A 21,806-nucleotide genomic window follows, 5' to 3' on the forward strand; every position below is an offset into this window, starting at 1 on the left:
CTGCACTTCATTAACAGCCTAAGCGAGTCGAGGTCGTCCGATCGGTCACTTGGTCATGGGCGTTCGGTCGAGAGTTGGTGGGAAGCGGCGCTCTCGATCTTGCTGAGCAGGTCACGGAAGCGGGCCGCCCCGGCGGCCGGGGAGGCCCAGCCGGAGGACATCTCCACCAGCCGGGTCTCGGGTCGCTCCAACCAGGACAGGATGCGCTCGGATTCCTCGGCGGAGGCCCGGGGCACCGGGCCGGGCCCGGGCGGCACCGTCTCGGCGGTGGCCCGGATCAGCTCGATCGTCGGTCGCGGGTGGACGCCCGGCGGGGAGACCCCGGCGCCGGCCAGCCGGCCGTGCCGGATCAGGGCCAGCTCCCATCCGCCCCGGGCGGCCGGCCGGGCGGCGGCCAGCTCGGCGATCCCGGCCAGCGCGGTCAACCGTTGCATCCGGACGGTCGCCCGGAGCACCGCGGCGAGCCGGGACCGCGCCACCGCCGCCTCCTCGTACCGCTGGTCGGCCGCCAGCGCCCCGATCCGGGCCAGCAGGACGTCCACCACGGACCCCGGGTCGGTGGCGGTGGCCGCGCGGAACGGGGCGACGGCGCGGGCCGCGTATTCCCCCGGGGTGATCCGGTGCTCGCAGGGCGCCGGGCAGCGACCCAGCTCGGCCAGCGCGCACGCCGGGGTTACCGTGCGCAGCGACAGCCGGTGGGTGCACTGGCGCAGCGGGAGCGCGTCGTGGAAACCGGCGGCGGCCAGCTCCGCCGCCCGTTGGGAGCCGAACGGGCCGAGGTAGACCTCGTCGCCGTCGGCCAGCGACCGCACCACCGACAACCGGGGGTACGGCCCGTCGGTGAGCTTGAGCCAGACCATCCGCTCGGGAAACTTCGACCGCCGGTTGTACGGCGGCGCGTGCGCGCCGATCAGCCGCAGCTCCCGCACCTCGGCCTCCAGCGAGTGGGCGCACTCGACCGCCTCCACCCGCTCGGCGGCGGCCAGCATCTCCGACATCCGGGCCCGCTTCTCGGCGGCCGTGAAGTAGCTGCGCACCCGGGTGGCGATGTCGCCGGAGGTGCCGACGTAGAGCGGCCGGTCGTCGGCGGCCCGGAAGATGTAGACCCCCGGCACCTTCGGCAGCCCGTCGGCGAGGTGGCGCTTGCGCCGCTGGGTCGGGGTGACCGCCCGGGCGAACTCGATCGCCTCCCCGACGGTGTCGACCCGGTGCCCGCCGAGGCGCGCGATGAGGCCGTGCAGCACGTCGACGGTGGCCAACGCGTCGTCGAGCGCGCGGTGGGTGGGCCGGGTGGCCGTGCGGAAGTAGGCCGACAGGGTGCCCAGCTTGCGGTTGGGCACCTCGTCGCGGCTGAGCACCCGCCGGGCCAGCGCCGCCGTGTCCAGCACCTGGGGGTTGGGCCAGCGGTAGCCGTGCCGGGCGCAGGCGGCCTTGAGGAAACCGACGTCGTACGGCGCGTTGTGGGCGACCAGCACCGCGTCGGCGACGAACTCCAGGAAGCTCGGCAGCACCTGCTCGATCGGCGGCGCGGGAACCAGCATGGCCTGGGTGATCCCGGTCAGCACGGTGATGAACGGCGGGATCGGCACGCCCGGGTTGACCAGGGTGGCCAGCACCCCCAGCTCCTCGCCGCCGCGCACCTTCACCGCGCCGATCTCGGTGATGCCGCCGCCGTCCGGCGCGCCGCCGGTGGTCTCCAGGTCGACCACCACGAAGGTCGTCGCGTACAGCGGCAGCGCCGGGTCCACGCCGCCGCCCGCCGCCTGGCCCAGCCCGGCGAGCGCCTGCTGGACGTATTCCGCTCCGCCCACCCAGGGCACGGTAGACCCAGGGTCCGACACTCCCGCAACAGCGGCCCCATCCGTCACTCCTGGGGCTAGGATGAGAGATCAGCTCACTCACCGGGCGGTGGGCCCGGTCGCGGTGGGAGACTTGCCACATGCCCCTCACCGAGCCGCACGACGACAACCTCCCGCAGGAGGAGTCGGTCGGCGCCGCGCGCCACACCGGTGAGGATGACCCGATCTCCGGGGCGAGCACCCCGGCCGAGCTGGAGCCCGCGCCCGCGCCCGAGCCGGAGCCCGCGCCCGAGCCGGAGCCGACGCTGCCGGAGCCGGTGCGGCAGCGGATCGTCGCGCTCACCGCCGCCGTCCTGCCGGTCCTGCCCGGCGACGAGGTGCCCGTGCCGCTGCGCCGGGTGGCCAAGTTCGCGCCCAACCGACGGGCCCGGCTCGGCGCGCCGATGATCGCCGCCCAGCTCACCGCCGACCCGCTGTTCCGGCAGCGGATCACCGCCCGGGTGCTCGCCGACTCCGGCGACCTCGGCGCCGCCGTGGTCGCCGGCACCGCCCCGGCCGCGGCCGACCCGGTCGAGGTCGCCGCGCTGGCCTACCTGGCCCGGCCCCGGGGCTGGCGTGAGCTGATCGACGCCAGCGGGGCGGCGGTGCGCGCCGAGGCGGACAAGGCCGTCGTCGACGAGCTGGTCCGCGAGGCCGAGCAGCGTGCCACCCGGGCCGAGCACGACCGGGCCGTGGCCCGGGTCGAGGCCGACAAGCTCCGCGACGAGTTGGCCCGCGTCCGCGACGAACTCGGCCAGCTCCGCGAGGAGAGCCGGCAGCTCGCCCGTACGCTGCGCGAGACCCAGGCCCGGGAGCGCAGGGCGACCGAGCTGCTGGCCACCGAGCGGGGCCGGGCCACCCGCGCGGCGGCCGAGGCGGACGCCGAGCTGCGCCGCGCCCGGGCCAAACTGGCCGAGGCCGAGGCAGCAGCCGGGGTGGCCCGGGTCAGCGCCAACAAGGCCCGCTCCGTCGACGACGCGAAGCTCTGGCTGCTGCTGGAGACGATCGGGCAGGCCGCCGTGGGGCTGCGCCGCGAGCTGGCGCTCGACCCGGTCGACCGGCTCCCCGCCGACTTCGTGGCCGACGCCTTCGCCGAACAGCCGAATTCCACCCCGGCCGGTGCCGCCACCCGGGCCCGGGACACCGACGACCCCGCCCGGCTCGACCAGCTTCTCGCGCTGCCGAAGGCGCACCTGGTGGTGGACGGCTACAACGTGACGAAGCGGGGCTTCGGCGAGATCTCGCTGGAGCAGCAGCGCAAGCGGCTGATCACCGGGCTGGGCGGGATCGCGGCGCAGACCGGGGACGAGGTCACCGTGGTCTTCGACGGCGCCGAGCGGATGCACGGCCTGCCGCCGACCCCGCGCGGCGTGCGGGTGCTCTTCTCCCGCAAGGGCGAGACCGCCGACGAGCTGATCCGCCGGCTGGTCCGGGCCGAACCGGCGGGCCGGCCGGTCGTCGTGGTCTCCTCCGACCGCGAGGTCGCCGACGGGGTACGCCGGCACGGCGCGTACCCGCTCGGTGCCGACTCGCTGCTGCGCCGCCTGGCCCGGTCCTGACGTTCTGCGGCGGAAGCTGGCCGGTTGTCCGAATCTGTCGTACCCCTGTCGTAGCGTCGGCGTGACCGACGGTGGTCGGGCGGTGGCGACGCCGCCCCGGCCCGTCCACCGACGCATCGCTTCAGGAGGAACGATGCTGATCGACTGCGACAGGTGCCGCGTCCGGGGTGCGGGCTGCGGCGACTGCCTGGTGACCGCCCTGCTCGACGCCGATGCCCCCGAGGGCGGTCTCGGCCCCGCCGAGCTGCGGGCGATCGAGGTGTTCGCCCGCGCCGGCTTCGACGTCGAGGTGCTGCCCAGCGCCGGTGCGGTGCCCGCCGCCGACGTGCCCGCGCGCCGGCCGGCTGACGAGGCGCGGAGGTCGGCCCCGGCCCGGGTGGCCCGTCCCCGCTCGGCCCGCCCCCGCCGCGCCGCCTAGCCCCCTGCCACGGGTGGTCCCGCCGCCGCCGGCAATAGGATGGGCGCTCACGGTGGGCCCGGCGGTGGGGCCCGGCGGCGGGAGGAGCGGCGGGATGGGGCGAGCACGAGGCCGGGCCGACGGCGGGCGCGGGGTGGCCCGGTGACGCCGCGGGGCTGGGCGGTGCTCGTCCTCGCCGGGCTCACCGTCGCGCTGCTCGTCGCCGTCGCCCTGCTCGTGCCCTGGCACCGGCCGCCGGCCCCGCGCGCCGACCAACTCGCCGCCCTGCGGGACCTCCCCACCGAGCAGGTTGCCCGGGCCCGGGCCTTCCGTGCCGCGCTGCGCCCCGGCGGCTGGGCCGCGCTGGCCGTGGGCCTGCTGGTGGCCCTGGCGGTCGGCCTGACCCCGCTGGGCGGTCGCCTGGTGGAGCTGGTGGCCCGCCCGTTCGGTGGCCACTGGATCGCCCAGGCCGTGCTCGGCGGGCTGGCCGTGCTGCTCGTCGCCGACCTGCTCACCCTGCCGTTCGCCGCCTGGCGGCAGACGATCCTCACCCGCTACGGGCTGAGCACCCAGGGCTGGGGCGGCTGGACGGCCGACCTGCTCCGGTCGTACGCCGTCAGCGCGGTGATCGGCGCGCTCGCCCTGCTCGGCTTCTACACCGTGGTCCGGCTCGCCCCGCGCTGGTGGTGGGCCCTCGGCGCGGCCGGCGCGGCCGGGCTGGTGGTGCTGCTGTCGTTCGTGCTGCCGGTGCTGGTGGAGCCGGTGTTCAACCGGTTCACCCCGATGGAGCAGGGGCCGCTGCGCACCGAGCTGATGGCGATGGCGGCCCGCGACGGGGTGCCGGTGCGCGACGTGCTGGTCGCCGACGCGTCCCGGCGCACCCGCGCGGTCAACGCGTACGTCTCCGGGCTCGGGCCGACCCGCCGGGTCGTCGTCTACGACACGCTGCTGCGCGAGGCGACCCCGGCCGAGGTGACCAGCGTCGTCGCGCACGAACTGGGCCACGCCAGGGACCGGGACGTCCGCACGGGCACGCTCACCGGGGCGCTGGGCGCCGCGCTGGCCGTGGTCGTGCTCTACCTGCTCGGCTCCGCCGGCCCGCTGCTGCGCCTGGCCGGCGTCGACTCGATCGCCGAGCCCCGCGCGTTCGGGCTGCTGCTCGCGCTGGTCACGGTGGCCGGGCTGGTGACCGCCCCGGCGCAGGCGCTGGTGTCCCGCCGGGTCGAGGCGCGGGCCGACGCGCACGCCCTCGCCCTCACCGGCGACCCGGCCACCTTCGAGGCGATGCAGCGCCGCCTGGCCGGGGTGAACCTGGCCGACCCCGACCCGCCCCGCTGGGAATACCTCTACTCGGCGTCGCACCCGTCCACCGTCGAGCGGATGGCCGCCGCCCGCGCCTACGCCAGGGAGACCGGCAGATGAGCCGCACTCTGCTGATCACCAACGACTTCCCGCCCCGCCCGGGCGGCATCCAGTCCTTCGTGCACAACCTCGCCGTCCGCCAGCCCACCGGCTCCGTGGTGGTCTACGCGTCCAGCTGGCGGGGGGCGGAGAAGTTCGACGCCGACCAGCCGTTCGAGGTGGTCCGGGAGCGCACCCGGGTGCTGCTGCCCACCCCGCTGATCGCCCGCCGGGCCGCCCGGCTGGCCCGCCGGCACGGGTGCGACACCGTCTGGTTCGGGGCGGCGGCCCCGCTCGGGCTGCTCGCCGCCGGGCTGCGCCGGCGCGCCGGGGTCCGCCGGGTGGTCGCCCTGACCCACGGGCACGAGGTGGGGTGGGCGGCGCTGCCCGTGGCCCGCACGGCGCTGCGCCGGATCGGCCGTGGCGCGGACATGATCACCTACCTGGGCGAGTACACCCGTGTCCGGCTGGAGCGGGCGCTGCACGGGGTGACCGAGCTGCACCGGCTGGCCCCCGGGGTCGACGTCGACACGTACCATCCGGCGGTCGACGGCGGGCCGGTGCGGGCCCGGCTCGGCCTCGCGGACCGGCCGGTGGTGGTCTGCGTCTCCCGCCTGGTGCCGCGCAAGGGCCAGGACATGCTGATCCGGGCCCTGCCGGAGATCCGCCGCCGGGTGCCCGACGCGGCGCTGCTGGTCGTCGGCGGCGGGCCCTACCGGGCCGACCTGGAGAAGCTGGCCCGGCAGACCGGCGTCGAGCGGGACGTCGTCTTCACCGGCTCGGTGCCCTCGGCGGAGCTGCCCGCCCACTACGCCGCCGGCGACGTCTACGCGATGCCCTGCCGCACCCGCAACCGCGGCCTGGACGTCGAGGGGCTCGGCATCGTCTACCTGGAGGCCTCGGCGACCGGCCTGCCGGTGGTGGCCGGCGACTCCGGGGGCGCGCCGGACGCCGTCCGCGAGGGCGAGACGGGGTACGTGGTCCCCGGCCGCGACGTCGCCCAACTCGCCGACCGGGTGGCCACCCTGCTCGCCGACCGGGACCTGGCCCGGCAGCTCGGCGCGGCGGGCCGGGCCTGGGTGGAGCGGGAGTGGCGCTGGGAGACCCAGGCCGCCAGGATGGCCACTCTCCTCGCCGGCTGACCCGCCGTTGGTGCGTGCCGCGCCGCGCGGGGACCGGCGAGTGGGGCGACCGGATGGGGCGGGCCCTTGGGAGCTGCCCCGTCTGTGCGCCCGCGTCGACGGGGCCGTGGGCCGGGCCGTGGGCCAAGCGGTGGGCCGGGCCGTGGGCCAAGCGGTGGACCGGGCCGTGGGCCAAGCGGTGGACCAGGCCGTGGACCAGGCCGTGGACCGGGCCGTGGACCGGGCCGTGGACCGGGCCGTGGGTGGCGCTCCGCCCGCTCCGGGCACTGCCCCGTTTGTGCGGGCAGCTCCCAAGGGGCGCGAACGCACCGTCGCCGACGGGAGGCCGGGCTCCGGGGGCGCGGACGCCGGGGGAAGCGGACGCCGGGGCGCTCACAGTCAGGCCAGGCGTTCCAGGAGGCGCGCGGCGGGTGCCGGCTTGCCGAAGTGCCAGCCCTGGGCGGCGTCGCAGCCGATGGCCCGCAGCCGGTCGGCCTGCCCCTCGGTCTCGACCCCCTCGGCCGTCACGGTCAGCTTCAGCGCGCGCGCCAGCGAGACCAGGGAGGCGAGGATCCGCTCGTCGGTGCGGCTCGCCGGGTCGTCGGCCGGGGCGCGGAGCCCCGCCACGAACTCCCCGGCCACCTTCAGCTCGGTCACGGGCAGGTCCCGCAGGTAGGCCAGGTTGCAGTAGCCGGTGCCGAAGTCGTCGATGGCGATCCGCACGCCCAGGTCGGCCAGCACCCGCAGGGCGCGCACCGGCTCCTCCACGGCGCTCATCATGGTGCTCTCGGTGACCTCGAGCTGGAGCCGCTCGGGCGGCAGGCCGGTGCGTTCGAGGACGTCGCACACCTCCCGGACCAGGCCGGGGCGGTGCACCTGGCGGACCGCCAGGTTGACGCTGACGAACGGCGCGGCGGCACCGAACGACGACCAGGTCGCCGCCTCCCGGCACGCCTCGGCGAGCACCCAGCTGCCCAGCGGCACGATCAGCCCGGTCTCCTCGGCCAGCTCGATGAAGCTGCCCGGGTAGAGTTTGCCCAGCTCGGGGTGTTGCCAGCGGACCAGCGCCTCCACGCCGAGCACCCGCCCGTCGCGCAGGGACGTCAGCGGCTGGTAGTCGAGGTGGAACTCGCCCCGTTCGAGGGCCGCCGGGATTGCCGCGGACAGGGCGTACCTGGCCAGCTCGCGGCGGTTGCGCTCGGCGTCGAACAGCGCCCAGTGGGCCCCGCCGGCCGCCTTGGCCCAGTGCAGGGTCGCGTCGGCGGCCCGCATCAGGTCGATCGGGGAGGTGCCGGCCACGGGGCGCTCGACGATGCCGATGCTCGCCGACACGGTCAGCTCGTGCCCGTCGACCAGGGCCGGCTCGCTGACCGCCGCGAGCGCCGTCTCGGCCACCTTCACCACGTCGTCGGTGCCCGCCGTGCGTTCGACCAGGATGACGAACTCGTCGCCGCCGAGACGGGCGACCAGGTGCTCGCCGAGCGCGCGGCGCAGCCGGTCGGCCACCGACTCCAGCAGCATGTCGCCGACCTGGTGGCCGAGGGAGTCGTTGACCACCTTGAAGCGGTCGAGGTCGAGGAAGCACACCCCGACCCGGTCCGCGCCCCGGCCGGGGGAGTCGATCGCGGCGGCGAGCCGCTCGGTGAACAGCGTGCGGTTGGGCAGGCGGGTCAGCGGGTCGTGGGTGGCCTGGTGGCGGAACCGGGCCTCGCTGTCCCGCAGGGCCCGCTCGGCCTCCGCGCGGGCCACCATCGCGGCCCGGCGGATCGACTCCTGCTCGTCGAGCGTGCGGTCGCGCAGCGCCCGGGCGTAGCCGGTCGCCACGGTGGCCAGCAGCCGGGCCATCCGGTCCTCGACGTCCTCGTTGACCAGCCCCAGGTCGCGCAGCAGCCGGAGCTGGATGACCTCGATGGTCCGGCCCAGGCCCTCGGCGGAGGCGATGTGCGCCGCCACCAGCTCGGCACCGACCTGGTGGCCGACCCGCACGTCGAACGGCTCGGACACCAGCGCCTCGGCCAGCCGCCCGGTGAGCCGGTGCAGCAGCGCCTCCAGCTGGGCCTGCGTCATCGGCAGGTAGCTGGTGCCGGAGACCGCCTTCGCCCAGGCCCGGGCGAACACCCCCGGGCAGGAGGCGTGCCCGCCGGGGCCTGACCCGGAGTCCGGATGCTCATCCACCGAGCCGCCCGACGCCGCCCATGAAGACCGCCTTCTCGGCGTCCTCGGCGCTCTCCGGCGTCTCCGGCCGCCACTGCGGCACCCAGACCACCCCGGGGTCGACCAGCGGAAAGCCGTCGAAGAGGGCGGTCAGCTCACGCCGGCTGCGGATGACCAGCGGGTTGTCGGTGCGCCGGTAGACCGCCTCGGCCTCCTCGCGTTCCCCGGTGTCGTGCCGGTCGTCGTCGCAGGCCTGTGACAGCACCAGGTAGCTGCCGGGGGCGAGCGCCGCGCGCAGGGTCCGCAGGATCTCGTCGGGCCGGTCGTCGTCCGGCACGAAGTGCAGCACCGCCACGATCATCACCGCGATCGGCTGGGAGAAGTCGAGCATCCGGGTGACCTCGGGGTGGGCCAGGATCCGCTCCGGGTGGCGCAGGTCCTCCTGGAAGACGGTCGCCCGGTCGTCGCCGCTGAGGATCTCCCGGCTGTGCGCCACGGCCACCGGATCGACGTCGACGTAGACCACCCGGGACTCCGGGGCGACCCGCTGGGCGATCTCGTGCACGTTGCCGACGGTCGGGATGCCGGAGCCGATGTCGAGGAACTGGCGGATGCCCGCCTCGGCGAGGAACTGCACCGCCCGGCGCAGGAACGCCCGGTTGGCCTGGGCCATCAACGGGGCCTCGGGCACCGCGTCCACCATCGCCCGCGCGGCGGCCCGGTCAGCGGCGAAGTTGTGCGAGCCGCCGAGATAGTAGTCGTACATGCGGGCCACGCTGGGACGCTCGATGTCGATCGTGTCGGGTGCCCAGTCCGGCCGCTGCATGCCCTACCCCTTTTGTCAACGACGCGGGCCACGCCGCCCGCGCGGGTCACCCGGGTATTCTGCCCCGCCCGCCGGGCGGGTGACCAGAGAGGGCCGCCGTCGGGCCGCCCGACCGGCCGGGGTCCCGTTGACCGGACCAGCCGGCCACCCGCGGAAGCACCCGGCCGGTGCCTGCCGGCCGGGCGGGACGGCGTCAGAACTTCGGGGCGTCCGGCGCCTCGAGCAGGCCGAGCCGCAGCGCCGTCATCAGCGCCTGCGCCCGGTTGGCCGCACCCAGCTTCTCGTAGAGCTTCGAGATGTGGGTCTTGGCCGTCGACTCGCTGACGAAGAGCTGCTTGGCGATGCCGGCCACGCTCATCCCGTCGGCGAGCAGCCGCAGCACCTGCCCCTCGCGGGGGGAGAGCTGCGGGCCGGACGGCGCGAGCCGCCGCTTCATCGCCTCGGCCAGGTCGGCCGCCGTGAACGCGCTCGGCGAGGAGGCGGCGTGCCGGGCGGCGGCCACCACCTCGTCGGCCGGGGCAGTCTTCGGCACGAACGCGCTCGCGCCGGCCTCCAGCGCGCCGAAGAGCTGGTCGTCGCCCGCGTACATGGTGAGCACGACGATGCCCATCGACGCGCTGGACTTGCGGAGCGCGCGGGTGGCCTCCAGGCCACTGCCGTCGGGCAGCCGCAGGTCCATGATCACCACGTCGGGCTGGAGGGCGCCGGCCTGCCGGACCCCCTCCGCCGCCGTGGCGGCCTCACCGACGACCTCGAACTGCCGGTCCCGCTCGAAGGCGTGCCGCAACCCCTTGCGGATCAGATCGTGATCGTCGACAAGGAGGACCTTGGTGCGGGTCGCCGGTGTCGGGCTTGTGGTCATCCTCGGGTTACTCCCCTTCTGCTGCTGCCGCCTTGCCGCGCACCCTATCGCGCCGGGGCGAGGAGCCGAGCACCACCGCCACGGTCGTGCCACTGGGTTGGCGCGGCCTGATCTCCAATCGGCCCCGGATACGTTCCGCCCTCTCGGCCATGATCGCAAGACCGTAGTGCCCGTCCGTGCGCTGCTCACCGATGCCGTGACCGTCATCCGACACTTCAATTTGAGCGTACGGCGGATCCACCTCGCAGGTGACCCACAGGTTCGACGCCCCGGCGTGCTTACGGGCGTTGGTGACCGCCTCCTGGGCGATGCGCAACAGTTCGGCCTCGGTGGCGGCGGGCAGCCGCGCCGTGGACTCGTCCAGCGACAGGTGCACCCGCAGCCCGCCGGACGCCCCGACGGTGCGCGCGTACTCGGCGATGGCGGCGGCCAGGCCACCGTGCCGGTCGACCTCGCTGCGCAGCTCGAACAGGCTCAGCCGCAGCTCCGTGATGACCCGGGTCACCTCTCCGCGCAGGGTGCGCAGCGCCTCGGTCGCCTCCTTCGGGTCCTCCTCCACGTAGGCGAGGGCGTTGTCGATGCCGTACCCGACCATGACCAGCTCCTGGGCGACCCCGTCGTGGATCTCCCGGGCCAGCCGCTGCCGCTCCTCGTTGGTGGCCAGCGAACGCACCTCGTCGAAGAGCAGCGCGGCCTCCAGCCGCAGCGCCGCCGGGCGGGTCAGCGCGGTCACCCGGGACACCACCGGCGGCGGGTACGCCTGTGCGACGTCCGCCTCCATCACCAGCATGCCGACCGTGCGGACCCCGGCGACCAGGGGCACGATCAGGGCGGAGACGTCGCCGCCGGCGTGCGAGCGGGCCTGCGAGCGGCTCGCGGTCTGCGGCTGCTGGCTGGCCCAGGCGTCGGCGATCGCCGAGTCGGCGTCGAGCGTGGTCTCCCAGTCGACCCGGTCCACGCCCACCTGGGCGAGCACCACCAGCCGGCCGCCGCCGCTGGCGGAGAGCACCGCCGCCCGCTCCGCCCGGGCCACGGTGCGCAGCTCCTCCAGCAGGTGCTCGGAGATGCCGCCCGGGTCGAGGGTCGCCCCCGGCAGCTGCCGGGCCACCGTGCGCAGCTGCGTCAGCAGTCGGGTCGCCTCCGCGTACGGCTGGGGCTTGCCCTCGCCGCGGACCAGCATCACCCGGTGCAGGGTGCTGGCGGTGTAGAGGCCCAGGCCGGCGAGGATCAGCCACTGGGCGCAGACCGCCAGGTAACCCGGCTGGCCGAGCTGCCGGCCGCCGTCGACCTGGGTGAGGGCGGCGCTGATCAGCAGGGTGGCGGCGGCGACGGCGAGCAGCGCCGCGCCCTCGCGGAACCGCCGGCGCAGCGCGGTCACGGTCACCGGGACGGCGAGGTACGGCAGCACGGCTGACGCGCCGAGGCCGCCGATCGTGCCGTTGAGGGTGGTGACCGCGGCGACCTGGCTCGTGGCCAGGCCCAGCACCACCACCTCGGCGAAGCGGCTGAGCGGGCCGAGCAGCCGGTGCTGGGGGGCGAGGACGGCGGGTAGTCCGGCGACGCCGAGCAGGGCGATCCACCAGAGCTGGCCGGCGTCGCGGGTGGCGAAGAGGGTGAGGACGGCGACCAGCACCAGCATGACCACGCGCGCGGCGGTGGCGAGCGGCTGCGTCGGCGGCCGGACGGGTGTCGAGGAGTCGGGCACGTGACGGATCGTAGTCAGCGCCGGTAGATGTCGGCGATCTCCGCCGCGTACGTGGCGTGCACGACCTGCCGCTTGACCTTCAGCGACGGGGTGAGCTCCCCGGTGGCCTCGGTGAAATCGCGCGGCAGGATCCGGAACACCTTGATCGCCTCGGCCTTGGAGACGGCCAGGTTGGCCTGGTCGACCGCGCCCTGCACCTCGGCGCGCAGCGCCTCGTCGTCGCGCAGTTCGTCGACGGTGGTGGCCTCGGGGCGGCCGTGGGCGGCCAGCCACTTCGGCAGCGCCTCCTCGTCGATGGTGACCAGCGCGGAGATGAACGGCTGCCGGTCGCCGACGACGACGCACTGGCTGATCAGTGGGTGGGCCCGGACCTGGTCCTCCAGCATCGCCGGGGCGACGTTCTTGCCGCCGGCGGTCACGATGATCTCCTTCTTGCGGCCGGTGATGCTGAGGAAGCCGTCGGTGTCGAGCTGCCCGAGGTCGCCGGTGCGAAACCAGCCGTCGGGGCTGAGCGACTCGGCGGTGGCCGTCTCGTTGCGCCAGTAGCCCTGGAAGATCAGGTCGCCGGAGATCAGGACCTCGCCGTCGTCGTCGATCCGGATGGTCACGCCGGGCAGCGGCCGGCCGACCGTGCCGATCTTCGTGGCGTCGGGCAGGTTCGCGGAGGCGGCGGGGGAGGTCTCGGTCAGCCCGTACCCCTCGCAGATGGTCACCCCGATGCCCCGGAAGAAGTGCCCGAGCCGGGCGCCGAGCGGCGCCCCGCCGGAGATCGCGTCGCGGCACCGGCCGCCGAGGGCGGCCCGCAGCTTGCGGTAGACCAGCTTGTCGAAGACCGCGTGCTGGGCGCGCAGCGCCAGGCCCGGCCCGCCGGGTGACTCCAGCGCCTCGCTGTACGCCACGGCGACCTGCTCGGCCCGGTCGAAGATCCGGCCCTTGCCGTCGGCCTCGGCCTTCTGCCGGGCCCCGTTGTAGACCTTCTCGAAGACCCGGGGCACCGACAGCACGAAGGTCGGCCGGAACGCCTGGAGCTCGCCGACCAGGTTCCTGGTGTCGGTGCAGTGCGCCATGGTGGCCCGGGCCTGGACCACGCCGATCTGGATGAGCCGGGCGAAGGCGTGCGCAAGGGGGAGGAACAGCAGGGTCGACGCGCCCGGGCGCAGGAAGAGGTTCGGCAGCACCGGCACGGCGTTGGCGATGTCGGCGTACATGTTGCGGTGGGTCAGCACGCAGCCCTTGGGGCGACCCGTGGTGCCGCTGGTGTAGATGATGGTGGCGACGTCGTCGGCCTTGACCGCCGTGCGCCGCCGGTCGATCTCGACCGGGTCGACTCCTGCCCCGGCGGCGACCAGCTCGTCGACCGCGCCCAGCTCGATCTGCCAGACGTCGACCAGCTCGGGGAGCCGGTCGCGGAGGCCCGCGACGAGGGTGGCGTGGGCGGTCGTCTCGATCACGGCGGCGACCGCGCCGGAGTCGGCGAGGATCCAGGCGGCCTGCTCGGCGCTGGACGTCTCGTAGATCGGCACGGTGACCGCGCCGGCCGCCCAGATGGCGTAGTCGAACAGGGTCCACTCGTAGCGGGTGCGGCTCATCAGGGCGACCCGGTCGCCGGGGGAGACGCCGGCGGCGACCAGCCCACGGGCCAGAGCGACCACCTCGTCGCGGAACTGCCGGCAGGTCACCTCGGTCCAGCCCGAGCCCGGCGCGTCGGTGGGGCGGGCGAACTGGACGGCCTCCGGGGCGGCCTCGGCGTTGGCCCAGACCGGGTCGGTCAGGTTGGCCGAGTCGCCGACGGTGACGATCGGCGGAACGGAGAACTCGCGCACCTGCACTCCCTCGTGCTCGCACTGGCCGGGCGGGCCGGGGCCCCGGGCGGGCCGACTCTGTCGAAACCTACCCGCCCGACCAGGTGGGTGCGCCAGGCAGGTTGCCGGGTAGCCTCCCCACATGGCGGACTCCTCCACCCAGTCGATCATCGTCGGCGCGTCACCGGACCGGGTGGCGGCGGTCATCTGCGACTTCGCGAGCTACCCCGAGTGGACCGAGGCGGTGCGCCGCGCCGAGGTCGTGGAGGAGTACGAGGACGGCTACGCCAGCCAGGTCCGCTTCGCCCTCGACGCCGGGGTGCTGGCCGACGAGTACGTGCTGGCCTACGAGTACGCCGAGGACATCTCCCGGATCGAGTGGCACCTGGTGGCGCCCTCGAAGATGCAGCGCTCCCAGCGCGGGTCGTACGACCTGGTCGGCAACCCCGACGGCACGACCACGGTGACCTACACCCTGGAGGTGGAGCTCTCGGTGGGCATGCTCGGCATGTTTCGCCGCAAGGCCGAGAAAATGATCATGGATGCGGCGTTGAAGCAGCTCAAGCGCCGGGTAGAAGACACCGGTGCGGCGCGGTGACGCGACCGGCTGCGGCACGCCCGGCACGGTAGAGGAGCCGACCATGGGGGATACGGATCCGGGTTCGGCCCGGGAAGAGGCGGAGCGGCTGGTCGCCATGGTCCTCGCGGCGGCCCGGCTGGCCGCCGCGAGCGCCGGATCGGGCGGCGGTTCCGGGGCGGGGCCCTTCGGTCCGCTCGGTGGGATCGTGTCCAGTGTCCTCGGTCACAGCGCCGGCGGCCCTGCGGTGGCGCGACCGGCCGGCGGCGGCCCCGGCGGTTTCGCCACCGGTGCGGCCGAATGCTGCGTCTGTCCACTCTGCCGCGCAATCGTGGCGTTGCGCGACCCGAGTCCGGAATTCGCCGAGCGGCTCGCCACGGGAGCTGGCGATCTGGCCGCCGGGGTGGCCAGCCTGCTGCGCGCTTTCGCGTCGGCCGGCGAGCCCGCTGCGGATGCCGGACAGCCCGGCGACGCCGCCGCGCCTCCGCCCCGACCGGCGGCTGACCAGGCATCGGGCGATCATGTATGGCGCGAGGCCACCCGCACCGGGCATGATTCTCACCCGGCGCCGGATGAGGACGTGTGGTCCGCCGCGACCCGGGGGGAGGGTCCGGGCGTTCCGGCCGCCGCCGTGCCGCCCGCCGACGACGCCGGGCCGGACGCGCCGGGGGCTCCCCGGCCGCCGGCCGGCCGACCCGTGGTGCCCGCGTCGCGGGCCCCCGGTGGCACGGGCGGGGACGCACCAGGCGACGGGGCCTGACCACCGGACATCCCGACCCACCGGCGCGGCGGTTTCGCCGTGACGGTGCCGGGTGGCACAGCAGAGGGGAGTGGCAGCGGTGACGCTGACCATCGGAGTCGACGTCGGTGGCACGAAGGTGGCCGGCGGTGTCGTCGACGACACCGGCAACGTACTCGTGCAGGCCCGACGGGACACCCCCGCCGACAACGTGGGCAAGACCCGGGACGTCATCATCGAGGTGGTCACCGAACTCGCCGCCGGCCGGCAGGTCGACGCCGTCGGCATCGGCGCGGCCGGCTGGATCGACGCCACCCGCTCCACCGTCCTCTTCGCACCCAACCTGGCCTGGCGCGACGAGCCCCTGCGCGAGTACGTCAGCCGGGCCACCGGCCTGCCGGTGATCGTCGAGAACGACGGGAACGTCGCCGCCTGGGCCGAGTTCCGCTACGGCGCGGCCCGGCACGCCGACGACTCCATGGTCATGTTCACCATCGGCACCGGTGTCGGCGGCGGCATCGTGCTCGGCGGCGAGCTGGTGCGCGGCGCCCACGGCATCGCCGCCGAGCTGGGCCACATGCTCACCGTCCCCGACGGCCACCAGTGCGGCTGCGGCCGGCTCGGCTGCATCGAGCAGTACGCCAGCGGCAGCGCCCTGGTGCGCTTCGCCCGCGCCGCCGCCCGGCAGGAGCCGCACCGGGCCGTCGCCCTGCTGGAGCTGGCCGGCGGCGAGGCCGAGGCGGTCACCGGCCCGATGGTGACCGCCGCCGCCCAGGGCGGCGACCCCGTCTCCGCCGAGGCGTTCGCGCAGGTCGGGCGCTGGCTCGGCACCAGCCTCGCCGACATGGCGCAGATCCTCGACCCGCAGGTCCTCGTCGTCGGCGGCGGCGTCGTCGAGGCGGGCGACCTGCTGCTCGGCCCGACCCGGCGCTCCTTCACCGACGCGCTGGCCCAGCGCAGCCGGCTCCCCGTCGCCGAGGTGCTCCCCGCCGAGCTGGGCAACACCGCCGGCGTGATCGGCGCCGCCGACCTGGCCCGCCGGCAGTAGGGCGGGCCGGGTGACCGAGACTGGCCGGGTGACCGGGGCTCCGGGCGGCGTGTCGCTGCGCGTCGTGTCGTACAACGTGCACAGCCAGCGCGACGACCCGGCCGCGCTGGCGGCGGTGGTCCGCGCGGTGGCCCCCGACGTGGTGATCGTGCAGGAGGCGCCCCGGCGGTTCCGGTGGCGGCAGAAGTCTGCGTCGCTGGCCGAGTCGTTCGGGCTGGTCGTCGCCGCCGGTGGCCTGCCGTCGCTGGGCAACCTGCTGCTGACCAGCCTGCGGGTGCGGGTCCGCGGCACCCGCTGCCAGCGCTACCCGCTGACCCCGGGCCGGCACCTGCGCGGCGCCGCGTACGCCGACTGCCGGGTCGGCGGGGCCCGGTTCCTGCTGGCCGGCTCGCACCTGTCCACCGACCCGGCCGAGCGTCCCGCGCAGGCGGCGGCGTTCCAGCGGGAGCTGGCCGCCGCCGACCTGCCCGTGGTGGCCGGGGCCGACCTCAACGAGGGCCCGGACGGCCCGGCCTGGGCGACCGTGGGCGCGGGGCTGACCGACGCGGCGGTCGCGGCCGACCGCGCCGACCGGCTCACCTACTCGTGCGCGGACCCGCGCCGCCGCATCGACGCCGTCTTCGTCGACCCCCGGATCACCGTGGTCGACTACGACGTGGTGGACACCCCACAGGCCCGCCGGGCCAGCGACCACTTCCCGGTCGTGGTCGACCTGCTGCTGCCCGTCGCCAGCTGACGGGCCGCGCGACCCACCGTCCACAGGGACTGGACAAACCGGTCGGGTTACCGGAAGGATTTCGCAGCGACCCGGCACTCATGCCGCGCATGAGGAGAATGATTCCGGCACTCGTGCCGCACATAAGGAGAACCCGGTGTCCCCCTCCACCGACCCCGGCCGCCCCGAGCCGGACGCGACGACGCTCGCCCCGCCCCGGGACGCCCGACCGGTCTCCGACCGCGGCGACACGGTCTGCGTCATCGGGGCCGGTGCCAGCGGCCTCACCGCCGTGAAGAACCTGCGCGAGCACGGCTTCGGCGTCGACTGCTACGAGCGGGAGACCGGCGTCGGCGGCGCGTGGAACTGGCGGCACGACCGCAGCCCCGTGTACGCCAGCACCCACCTGGTCTCGTCGCGGCCGTTCACCCAGTTCCCCGACTTCCCGATGCCGGACGACTGGCCGGACTACCCGCACCACAGCCAGCTGCTGGCCTACTTCGAGCGCTACGCCGACCACTTCGACCTGCGCCAGCACATCTGGTTCGGCACGGAGGTGATCCGGGTCGAGCCGGTCGACGGCGACCGCTGGGACGTCACCACCCGCAGCACCGGCGGATACGGCCCCGAGCGCACCTCCCGGTACGCCGCCGTGGTGGTCGCCAACGGCCACAACTGGTCGCCGAAGCTGCCCCGCTACGAGGGGCTGGAGGAGTTCCGGGGCGAGATCATGCACGCCTCGTCGTACAAGGACCCGGCGCAGCTGCGCGGCAAGCGGGTGCTGGTCGTCGGGGCCGGCAACACCGGTTGCGACATCGCCGTCGAGGCGGCCCAGCAGGCGTCCCGCTGCTGGCACTCCACCCGCCGCGGCTACTGGTACGGCCCCAAGTACGTCTTCGGACGCCCCGCCGACCAGGTCAACGACACCCTGCTCGCCCTGCGGGTGCCGCTGCGCGTGCGGCAGTGGCTCTACCACTGGACGCTGCGGCTCACCGTGGGCGACCTGACCCGGTTCGGCCTGCCCAGGCCCGACCACCGGGTCTACGAGACCCACCCGATCGCCAACAGCCAGCTCGTCTACCACGTCGGCCACGGCCAGATCACCCCCGTGCCGGACGTGGCCCGGTTCCACGCCAAGGCGGTGGAGCTCACCGACGGCCGGGAGATCGACCCGGAGCTGGTCGTCTTCGCCACCGGCTACCTGCCGCGCTTCGAGTTCCTCGACCCCAGGGTGCTCGGCGACGCCGACGGGTCGGGCCGCCCCCGGCTGTGGCTCAACGCGTTCGCCCCCGGCCACCCGACCCTCGCCGTCGTCGGCCTGCTCCAGCCCGACTCGGGGGTCTTCACCCTGTCGCACTGGCAGACCGTCCTGTTCGCCCGGCTGCTCGCGTTGCGCCTGCGCCGGCCGGAGCGGGCCGCCGCGTTCGCGCAGCGGGTCACCGCCGGGGCCGGCGAGCGGTATTCGGGGAAGGTCAAGGACAGCAGCCGGCACTGGTTCGAGGTGGGCCACGCCGACTACCTGCGCGCCGTCCAGCGCGCCATGAACGAGCTGGGGGAGAAGTGAGCCAGCAGCAGCGGGTGCGGATCATGCGTGGCCGGGAGTGGGCCCGACCGGTCCGCCCGGCGCGCCGCGAGGTGCTCAGCGCGCTCCCCGAGGTCGAGCAGGGCCGCCCGCCGCTGCTGTTCGTGCCCGGCTTCGGGCACGGGGCCTGGGCGTTCGCCGAACACTGGCTGTCCCATGCCGCCGGTCGCGGCTTCCCGGCGTACGCGCTGAGCCTGCGCGGGCACGGCGGCAGCGAACCGGCGCCGGAGGCGACGCTGCGGGCGTACACCCATGACGTGACGCAGGTGGCGGCGGGCCTGCCGCGCCAGGCGGTGCTGGTGGGGCACGGCGCCGGGGCCCTGGTGGTCCGGCACGCCCTGGCCCGGTATCCGGCGCGGGCGGCGGTGCTGGTCGCCCCGGTGCTCGGCGACTGGGCGACGCTCGGCACGGCGCTGCGCCGCAACCCCGGCGGCACCCTGCCCGCGCTCGTCGGCGCGGGGCTGCGGCTGAGCCGCCGGCAGCTGTTCAGCCGCGCGCTGCCCGACGCCGACGCCCGCCGGTACGCCGCCCGGCTCGGCCGGGCCGGGCGGCGCGCCCAGTGGCAGCTGCTGACCCACCGCGCCCCGGAGCCGCCCGTGGGCGACCCGCCAGTGCTGGTCCTGGGCAGCCCCGACGACCGGGTGGTCCCGCCGGCCGCGCTGACCCGGGCCGCCCGGCGGCACGGCGGCGCCCCGCTGCTCTTTCCCGGGATGGGGCACGACCTGATGCTCGACGTCCGCTGGCGGGAGCCGATCGACGCGATCCTGGACTGGCTGGAGAAGGAGCACCCGCCGGCCTGACCGGCGCACCGGCGCGACCCGGAGGCGGGCCGCGCCGGGGACGCCCGGGTCAGCCGGTCGGGGCGAGGTGGGTCAGCAGCGAACCGCCGTCGTCGAGGGCGCTGAGGTAGGAGCGGGCCCACGCCCGGATGTCGTTGCGGTGCAGGTGCTCGCGCATCGCCCGCATCCGCGGCGTGACGTCGGCCGGGTCGGCCTCAAGCGCCGAGAGCAGCCCCTGCTTGAGTCCCTCCAGGTCGTGCGGGTTGACCAGGTGCGCCTGCGGCAGCTCGGCCGCCGCCCCGGCGAACTCGCTGAGCAGCAGCGACCCCGTGTCGTCGACCCGGGCCGCCACGTATTCCTTCGCGACGAGGTTCATGCCGTCGCGCAGCGGGGTCACCGCCATCACGTCGGCGATGCGGTAGAGCGCGGCCAGCTCGGCCCGGTCGAACGGCTGGGTGAGGTAGTGGATGGCCGGCTCGCCGACCCGGCCGAACTCGCCGTTGATCCGCCCCACCTCGCGCTCGACCCGGTCGCGGAGGATCTGGTATTGCGTGACCCGTTCCCGGCTGGGCACCGCCACCTGCACCAGCACCGTGTCGCGCACCTTGACGTGCCCGCTGGCCAGCAGCTCGCTGTAGGCCTTGAGCCGCTGCTCGATGCCCTTGGTGTAGTCCATCCGGTCGACGCTGAGGATGACGTGGTCGGGGTCGCCGAGGTCGCGGCGCAGCCGCTGGGCCCGCGCCACCACGTCGGGGCGGGCCGCGAGGGCGGCCATCTCGGCGGTGTCGATGGAGACCGGGAACGCCCCGATGCGGACCACCCGGTCGCCCACGCCGATGCGCCGGTCGGTCGCCGGCAGCTCCAGCACCTTGGCCACCAGCTGGGCGAAGTTGTGCGCGGCCTGGGCGCGCTGGAAGCCGATCAGGTCGGCGCCGAGCATGCCGCGCAGCAGCTCGGCCCGGCGGGGGAGCTGCATGAACAGCTCCGGCGGCGGGAACGGCACGTGCAGGAAGAAGCCGATCCGCAGGTCCGGGCGCAGCTCGCGGAGCAGGCCGGGCACCAGTTGCAGGTGGTAGTCCTGCACCCAGACCACCGCGCCCTGCTCGGCCACCTCGGCGGTCGCCTCGGCGAACCGCTGGTTGACCCGCTGGTACGCCTCCCACCAGCGGCGGTGGTATTCCGGCTGCTCGACCGCGTCGTGGTAGAGCGGCCACAGGGTCGAGTTGGCGAAGCCCTCGTAGTGGTCACGGAAGTCTTCGCCGCTCAGCGGCACGGTGCGCATCCGCACGGTGCCGATGTCGGGCAGGCTCGGCGCCGGCCCGGTGCCGCCGGCCCAGCCGACCCAGGTGGCCGGCGTGTGCCGCAGCAGGGGATGCAGGGCGCTCACCAGCCCGCCGGGGCTGCGTCGCCATTCGCAGGCGCCGTCGGGCGCCACACTGTCGTCGATGGGCAGGCGGTTGGCCACCACCACGAGGGAGCTCTGTCGCATCTCGGGCATTCCGATCAGCAGAGACCGACCACCGCTAGCAAGGAACAACCGGGCAGCCAGTGCGGGAAGTGACGTACAGCGGTATTCCTACTGACAGTAAGTTACACCACTGTTACACCGCTCGGTGGGGGCGGTGCGCGTCCCGCAATTCGGGCATCCGGCGTCCGCCTGTGGGGACGGTGCGCGACCCAGCGTGTGGGGCGGGGTCAGACCCGGGCGCCGTCGTCGGGGTCGTCGTCGGAGTCGCCGGGGCGCAGCCGCCAGATCAGCGTCACGAAGCCGGCGAGGATGCCGGTGAAGCCGAGCAGGGTCACCACGGACGGGTCCACCGGCAGCAGCGTCGGCTCCAGGAAGAGCACGAACCCGGCGACGATGGACAGCACGCCGGCCACCGCGAACTTGGAGACGCGGGGCAGCGGCGGGGGCGGCGGCGGGGTGTAACGCTCGTCGGCCTCGTCGGGCAGGCCGGCGCCGAAGGTGTCCAGCCCGTCCAGCAGCGACGGCTCGTCCTGCCGGCCCCCGCCGACGGAGACACCCGAGACGTCGGCGGCCCACGGCAGCCGGCGTACGTCGGTGGTGGTGCCGCCCTCGTCCGCACCGACCCGGCCGGTCGTGCCGGCCGGCTGCTCGTCGGGCTCGTCGTCGACGTCCTCGGCGGCCGGCCAGGGGTGCGCGCCGGCCGCCGGGGCGGTGTGGAAGCCGGCGACGATGCGGGCCCACTCGGCGTCGACGTCGGGCTCGTCGCGGACGGGCCCGGCGGGAGCCTCCTCGGCGAGCTGGGTGAGGTAGTCGCGCGCGGTCGTCAGGTGGGAGCGGTCGACGTAGAGCCGGTCCACGGGACGCGCCGGGACGGTGGTGGTGCGGGTGACCGGGTTCAGGTCGGCCGACGGCTGAAGGTAAGCGGCGATGCCGCCCGCGGCCAGCACGTCGAGCAGGTGCTCGCCCACGCGCGGATCCACGTCGCCGGCGACCGCGTATTCGCTCGCGTCGAGCCCGTTGTCCCGCCGCCCCCGGCGGGCCCTACCCGCTGACACCGGACATCCTCCCTCGCGCACCTCCCGGTGCGGTCGCCCCCGGCGCCCCGCACGCCGTGCCCTGAATCGTGACACGTCAGGGCCCCCTTCCGGGAGTGCGTTGTGGCGTGCCGTACGAAGTAAGGACCCTGCCGCAGGTCGTGGCAGGGCCTCAATGTCGGTTTTCGCTAATCGCTTG

General features: G+C 75.2%; 18 protein-coding genes. 10 read left to right on the top strand and 8 right to left on the bottom strand.

Features of this window, described 5'->3' with window-relative positions:
• Positions 1-53: 53 nt before the first annotated feature.
• Positions 54-1,811 carry a DEDD exonuclease domain-containing protein gene (locus ACFT41_RS12835; RefSeq protein ID WP_377586910.1) on the bottom strand — a complete coding sequence of 586 codons (1,758 nt, stop codon included), beginning with the start codon at positions 1,809-1,811 and terminating at the stop codon, positions 54-56.
• Positions 1,812-1,939: 128 nt separating this feature from the next.
• On the opposite strand from ACFT41_RS12835, the gene ACFT41_RS12840 reads away from it, so the two are divergent.
• The 4 genes from ACFT41_RS12840 (at position 1,940) to ACFT41_RS12855 (ending at position 6,337) form a co-directional block, all read left to right on the top strand.
• The gene (locus ACFT41_RS12840; RefSeq protein WP_377586909.1) at positions 1,940-3,397 is read left to right on the top strand and encodes an NYN domain-containing protein; all 1,458 of its coding nucleotides are present in this window, start codon (positions 1,940-1,942) and stop codon (positions 3,395-3,397) included.
• 133 nt (positions 3,398-3,530) lie between these two features.
• Positions 3,531-3,815, top strand: coding sequence for a hypothetical protein (locus tag ACFT41_RS12845; protein WP_377586908.1), 285 nt, complete (start codon positions 3,531-3,533; stop codon positions 3,813-3,815).
• 141 nt (positions 3,816-3,956) lie between these two features.
• Positions 3,957-5,216, top strand: coding sequence for a M48 family metallopeptidase (locus tag ACFT41_RS12850; protein WP_377586907.1), 1,260 nt, complete (start codon positions 3,957-3,959; stop codon positions 5,214-5,216).
• Positions 5,213-6,337 carry a glycosyltransferase family 4 protein gene (locus tag ACFT41_RS12855; RefSeq protein WP_377586906.1) on the top strand — a complete coding sequence of 375 codons (1,125 nt, stop codon included), beginning with the start codon at positions 5,213-5,215 and terminating at the stop codon, positions 6,335-6,337. Before ACFT41_RS12850 ends, ACFT41_RS12855 begins: the two co-directional genes overlap by 4 nt.
• Before the next feature lie 378 nt (positions 6,338-6,715).
• Here the strand turns inward: ACFT41_RS12855 and ACFT41_RS12860 are convergent, their stop codons facing one another.
• The 5 genes from ACFT41_RS12860 to ACFT41_RS12880 form a co-directional block, all read right to left on the bottom strand.
• Positions 6,716-8,383, bottom strand: coding sequence for a putative bifunctional diguanylate cyclase/phosphodiesterase (locus ACFT41_RS12860; RefSeq protein ID WP_377586937.1), 1,668 nt, complete (start codon positions 8,381-8,383; stop codon positions 6,716-6,718).
• Positions 8,384-8,483: 100 nt separating this feature from the next.
• On the bottom strand, positions 8,484-9,296 hold the full coding sequence (locus ACFT41_RS12865; RefSeq protein ID WP_377586905.1) for an SAM-dependent methyltransferase: 813 nt from the start codon (positions 9,294-9,296) through the stop codon (positions 8,484-8,486).
• 193 nt (positions 9,297-9,489) lie between these two features.
• On the bottom strand, positions 9,490-10,158 hold the full coding sequence (locus ACFT41_RS12870) for a response regulator transcription factor (protein WP_007072219.1): 669 nt from the start codon (positions 10,156-10,158) through the stop codon (positions 9,490-9,492).
• A 7-nt stretch (positions 10,159-10,165) separates the two neighbouring features.
• Positions 10,166-11,803, bottom strand: coding sequence for a GAF domain-containing sensor histidine kinase (locus ACFT41_RS12875; protein ID WP_377586936.1), 1,638 nt, complete (start codon positions 11,801-11,803; stop codon positions 10,166-10,168).
• 74 nt (positions 11,804-11,877) lie between these two features.
• Positions 11,878-13,686 carry an AMP-dependent synthetase/ligase gene (locus ACFT41_RS12880; RefSeq protein ID WP_377586904.1) on the bottom strand — a complete coding sequence of 603 codons (1,809 nt, stop codon included), beginning with the start codon at positions 13,684-13,686 and terminating at the stop codon, positions 11,878-11,880.
• A gap of 121 nt (positions 13,687-13,807) precedes the next feature.
• Here ACFT41_RS12880 and ACFT41_RS12885 point away from each other — a divergent pair, with 121 nt between their 5' ends.
• The 6 genes from ACFT41_RS12885 (at position 13,808) to ACFT41_RS12910 (ending at position 19,126) form a co-directional block, all read left to right on the top strand.
• Positions 13,808-14,263 (top strand): SRPBCC family protein, encoded by a 456-nt coding sequence (locus ACFT41_RS12885; protein WP_377586903.1) that lies wholly within the window; start codon positions 13,808-13,810, stop codon positions 14,261-14,263.
• A gap of 43 nt (positions 14,264-14,306) precedes the next feature.
• Positions 14,307-15,002, top strand: a complete 696-nt coding sequence (locus ACFT41_RS12890; RefSeq protein ID WP_377586902.1) for a hypothetical protein — start codon at positions 14,307-14,309, stop codon at positions 15,000-15,002.
• 70 nt (positions 15,003-15,072) lie between these two features.
• A complete protein-coding gene (locus ACFT41_RS12895; protein WP_377586935.1) occupies positions 15,073-16,029 on the top strand; it encodes an ROK family glucokinase in 957 nt (318 codons plus the stop codon).
• A gap of 10 nt (positions 16,030-16,039) precedes the next feature.
• A complete protein-coding gene (locus tag ACFT41_RS12900; RefSeq protein ID WP_377586901.1) occupies positions 16,040-16,765 on the top strand; it encodes an endonuclease/exonuclease/phosphatase family protein in 726 nt (241 codons plus the stop codon).
• Positions 16,766-16,901: 136 nt separating this feature from the next.
• Positions 16,902-18,308 (top strand): flavin-containing monooxygenase, encoded by a 1,407-nt coding sequence (locus ACFT41_RS12905; protein WP_377586900.1) that lies wholly within the window; start codon positions 16,902-16,904, stop codon positions 18,306-18,308.
• A 23-nt stretch (positions 18,309-18,331) separates the two neighbouring features.
• Positions 18,332-19,126, top strand: coding sequence for an alpha/beta hydrolase (locus ACFT41_RS12910; RefSeq protein ID WP_377586934.1), 795 nt, complete (start codon positions 18,332-18,334; stop codon positions 19,124-19,126).
• 49 nt (positions 19,127-19,175) lie between these two features.
• Here ACFT41_RS12910 and ACFT41_RS12915 read toward each other — a convergent pair whose 3' ends face one another.
• Positions 19,176-20,594 carry a trehalose-6-phosphate synthase gene (locus ACFT41_RS12915; RefSeq protein WP_377586899.1) on the bottom strand — a complete coding sequence of 473 codons (1,419 nt, stop codon included), beginning with the start codon at positions 20,592-20,594 and terminating at the stop codon, positions 19,176-19,178.
• Positions 20,595-20,800: 206 nt separating this feature from the next.
• A complete protein-coding gene (locus tag ACFT41_RS12920) occupies positions 20,801-21,628 on the bottom strand; it encodes a DUF308 domain-containing protein (protein WP_377586898.1) in 828 nt (275 codons plus the stop codon).
• Positions 21,629-21,806: the final 178 nt, after the last annotated feature.

Origin of the sequence: Micromonospora sp. NPDC057141 (assembly GCF_042670805.1) — a bacterium.
Taxonomy (GTDB): domain Bacteria; phylum Actinomycetota; class Actinomycetes; order Mycobacteriales; family Micromonosporaceae; genus Micromonospora.

Coding starts and splice junctions, on each gene's coding strand:
- ACFT41_RS12840 (WP_377586909.1), top strand. CDS start 1,940: ATGCCCCTCACCGAGCCGCACGACGACAACCTCCCGCAGGAGGAGTCG.
- ACFT41_RS12845 (WP_377586908.1), top strand. CDS start 3,531: ATGCTGATCGACTGCGACAGGTGCCGCGTCCGGGGTGCGGGCTGCGGC.
- ACFT41_RS12855 (WP_377586906.1), top strand. CDS start 5,213: ATGAGCCGCACTCTGCTGATCACCAACGACTTCCCGCCCCGCCCGGGC.
- ACFT41_RS12860 (WP_377586937.1), bottom strand. CDS start 8,383: ATGACGCAGGCCCAGCTGGAGGCGCTGCTGCACCGGCTCACCGGGCGG.
- ACFT41_RS12865 (WP_377586905.1), bottom strand. CDS start 9,296: ATGCAGCGGCCGGACTGGGCACCCGACACGATCGACATCGAGCGTCCC.
- ACFT41_RS12870 (WP_007072219.1), bottom strand. CDS start 10,158: ATGACCACAAGCCCGACACCGGCGACCCGCACCAAGGTCCTCCTTGTC.
- ACFT41_RS12885 (WP_377586903.1), top strand. CDS start 13,808: ATGGCGGACTCCTCCACCCAGTCGATCATCGTCGGCGCGTCACCGGAC.
- ACFT41_RS12890 (WP_377586902.1), top strand. CDS start 14,307: ATGGGGGATACGGATCCGGGTTCGGCCCGGGAAGAGGCGGAGCGGCTG.
- ACFT41_RS12910 (WP_377586934.1), top strand. CDS start 18,332: ATGCGTGGCCGGGAGTGGGCCCGACCGGTCCGCCCGGCGCGCCGCGAG.
- ACFT41_RS12915 (WP_377586899.1), bottom strand. CDS start 20,594: ATGCGACAGAGCTCCCTCGTGGTGGTGGCCAACCGCCTGCCCATCGAC.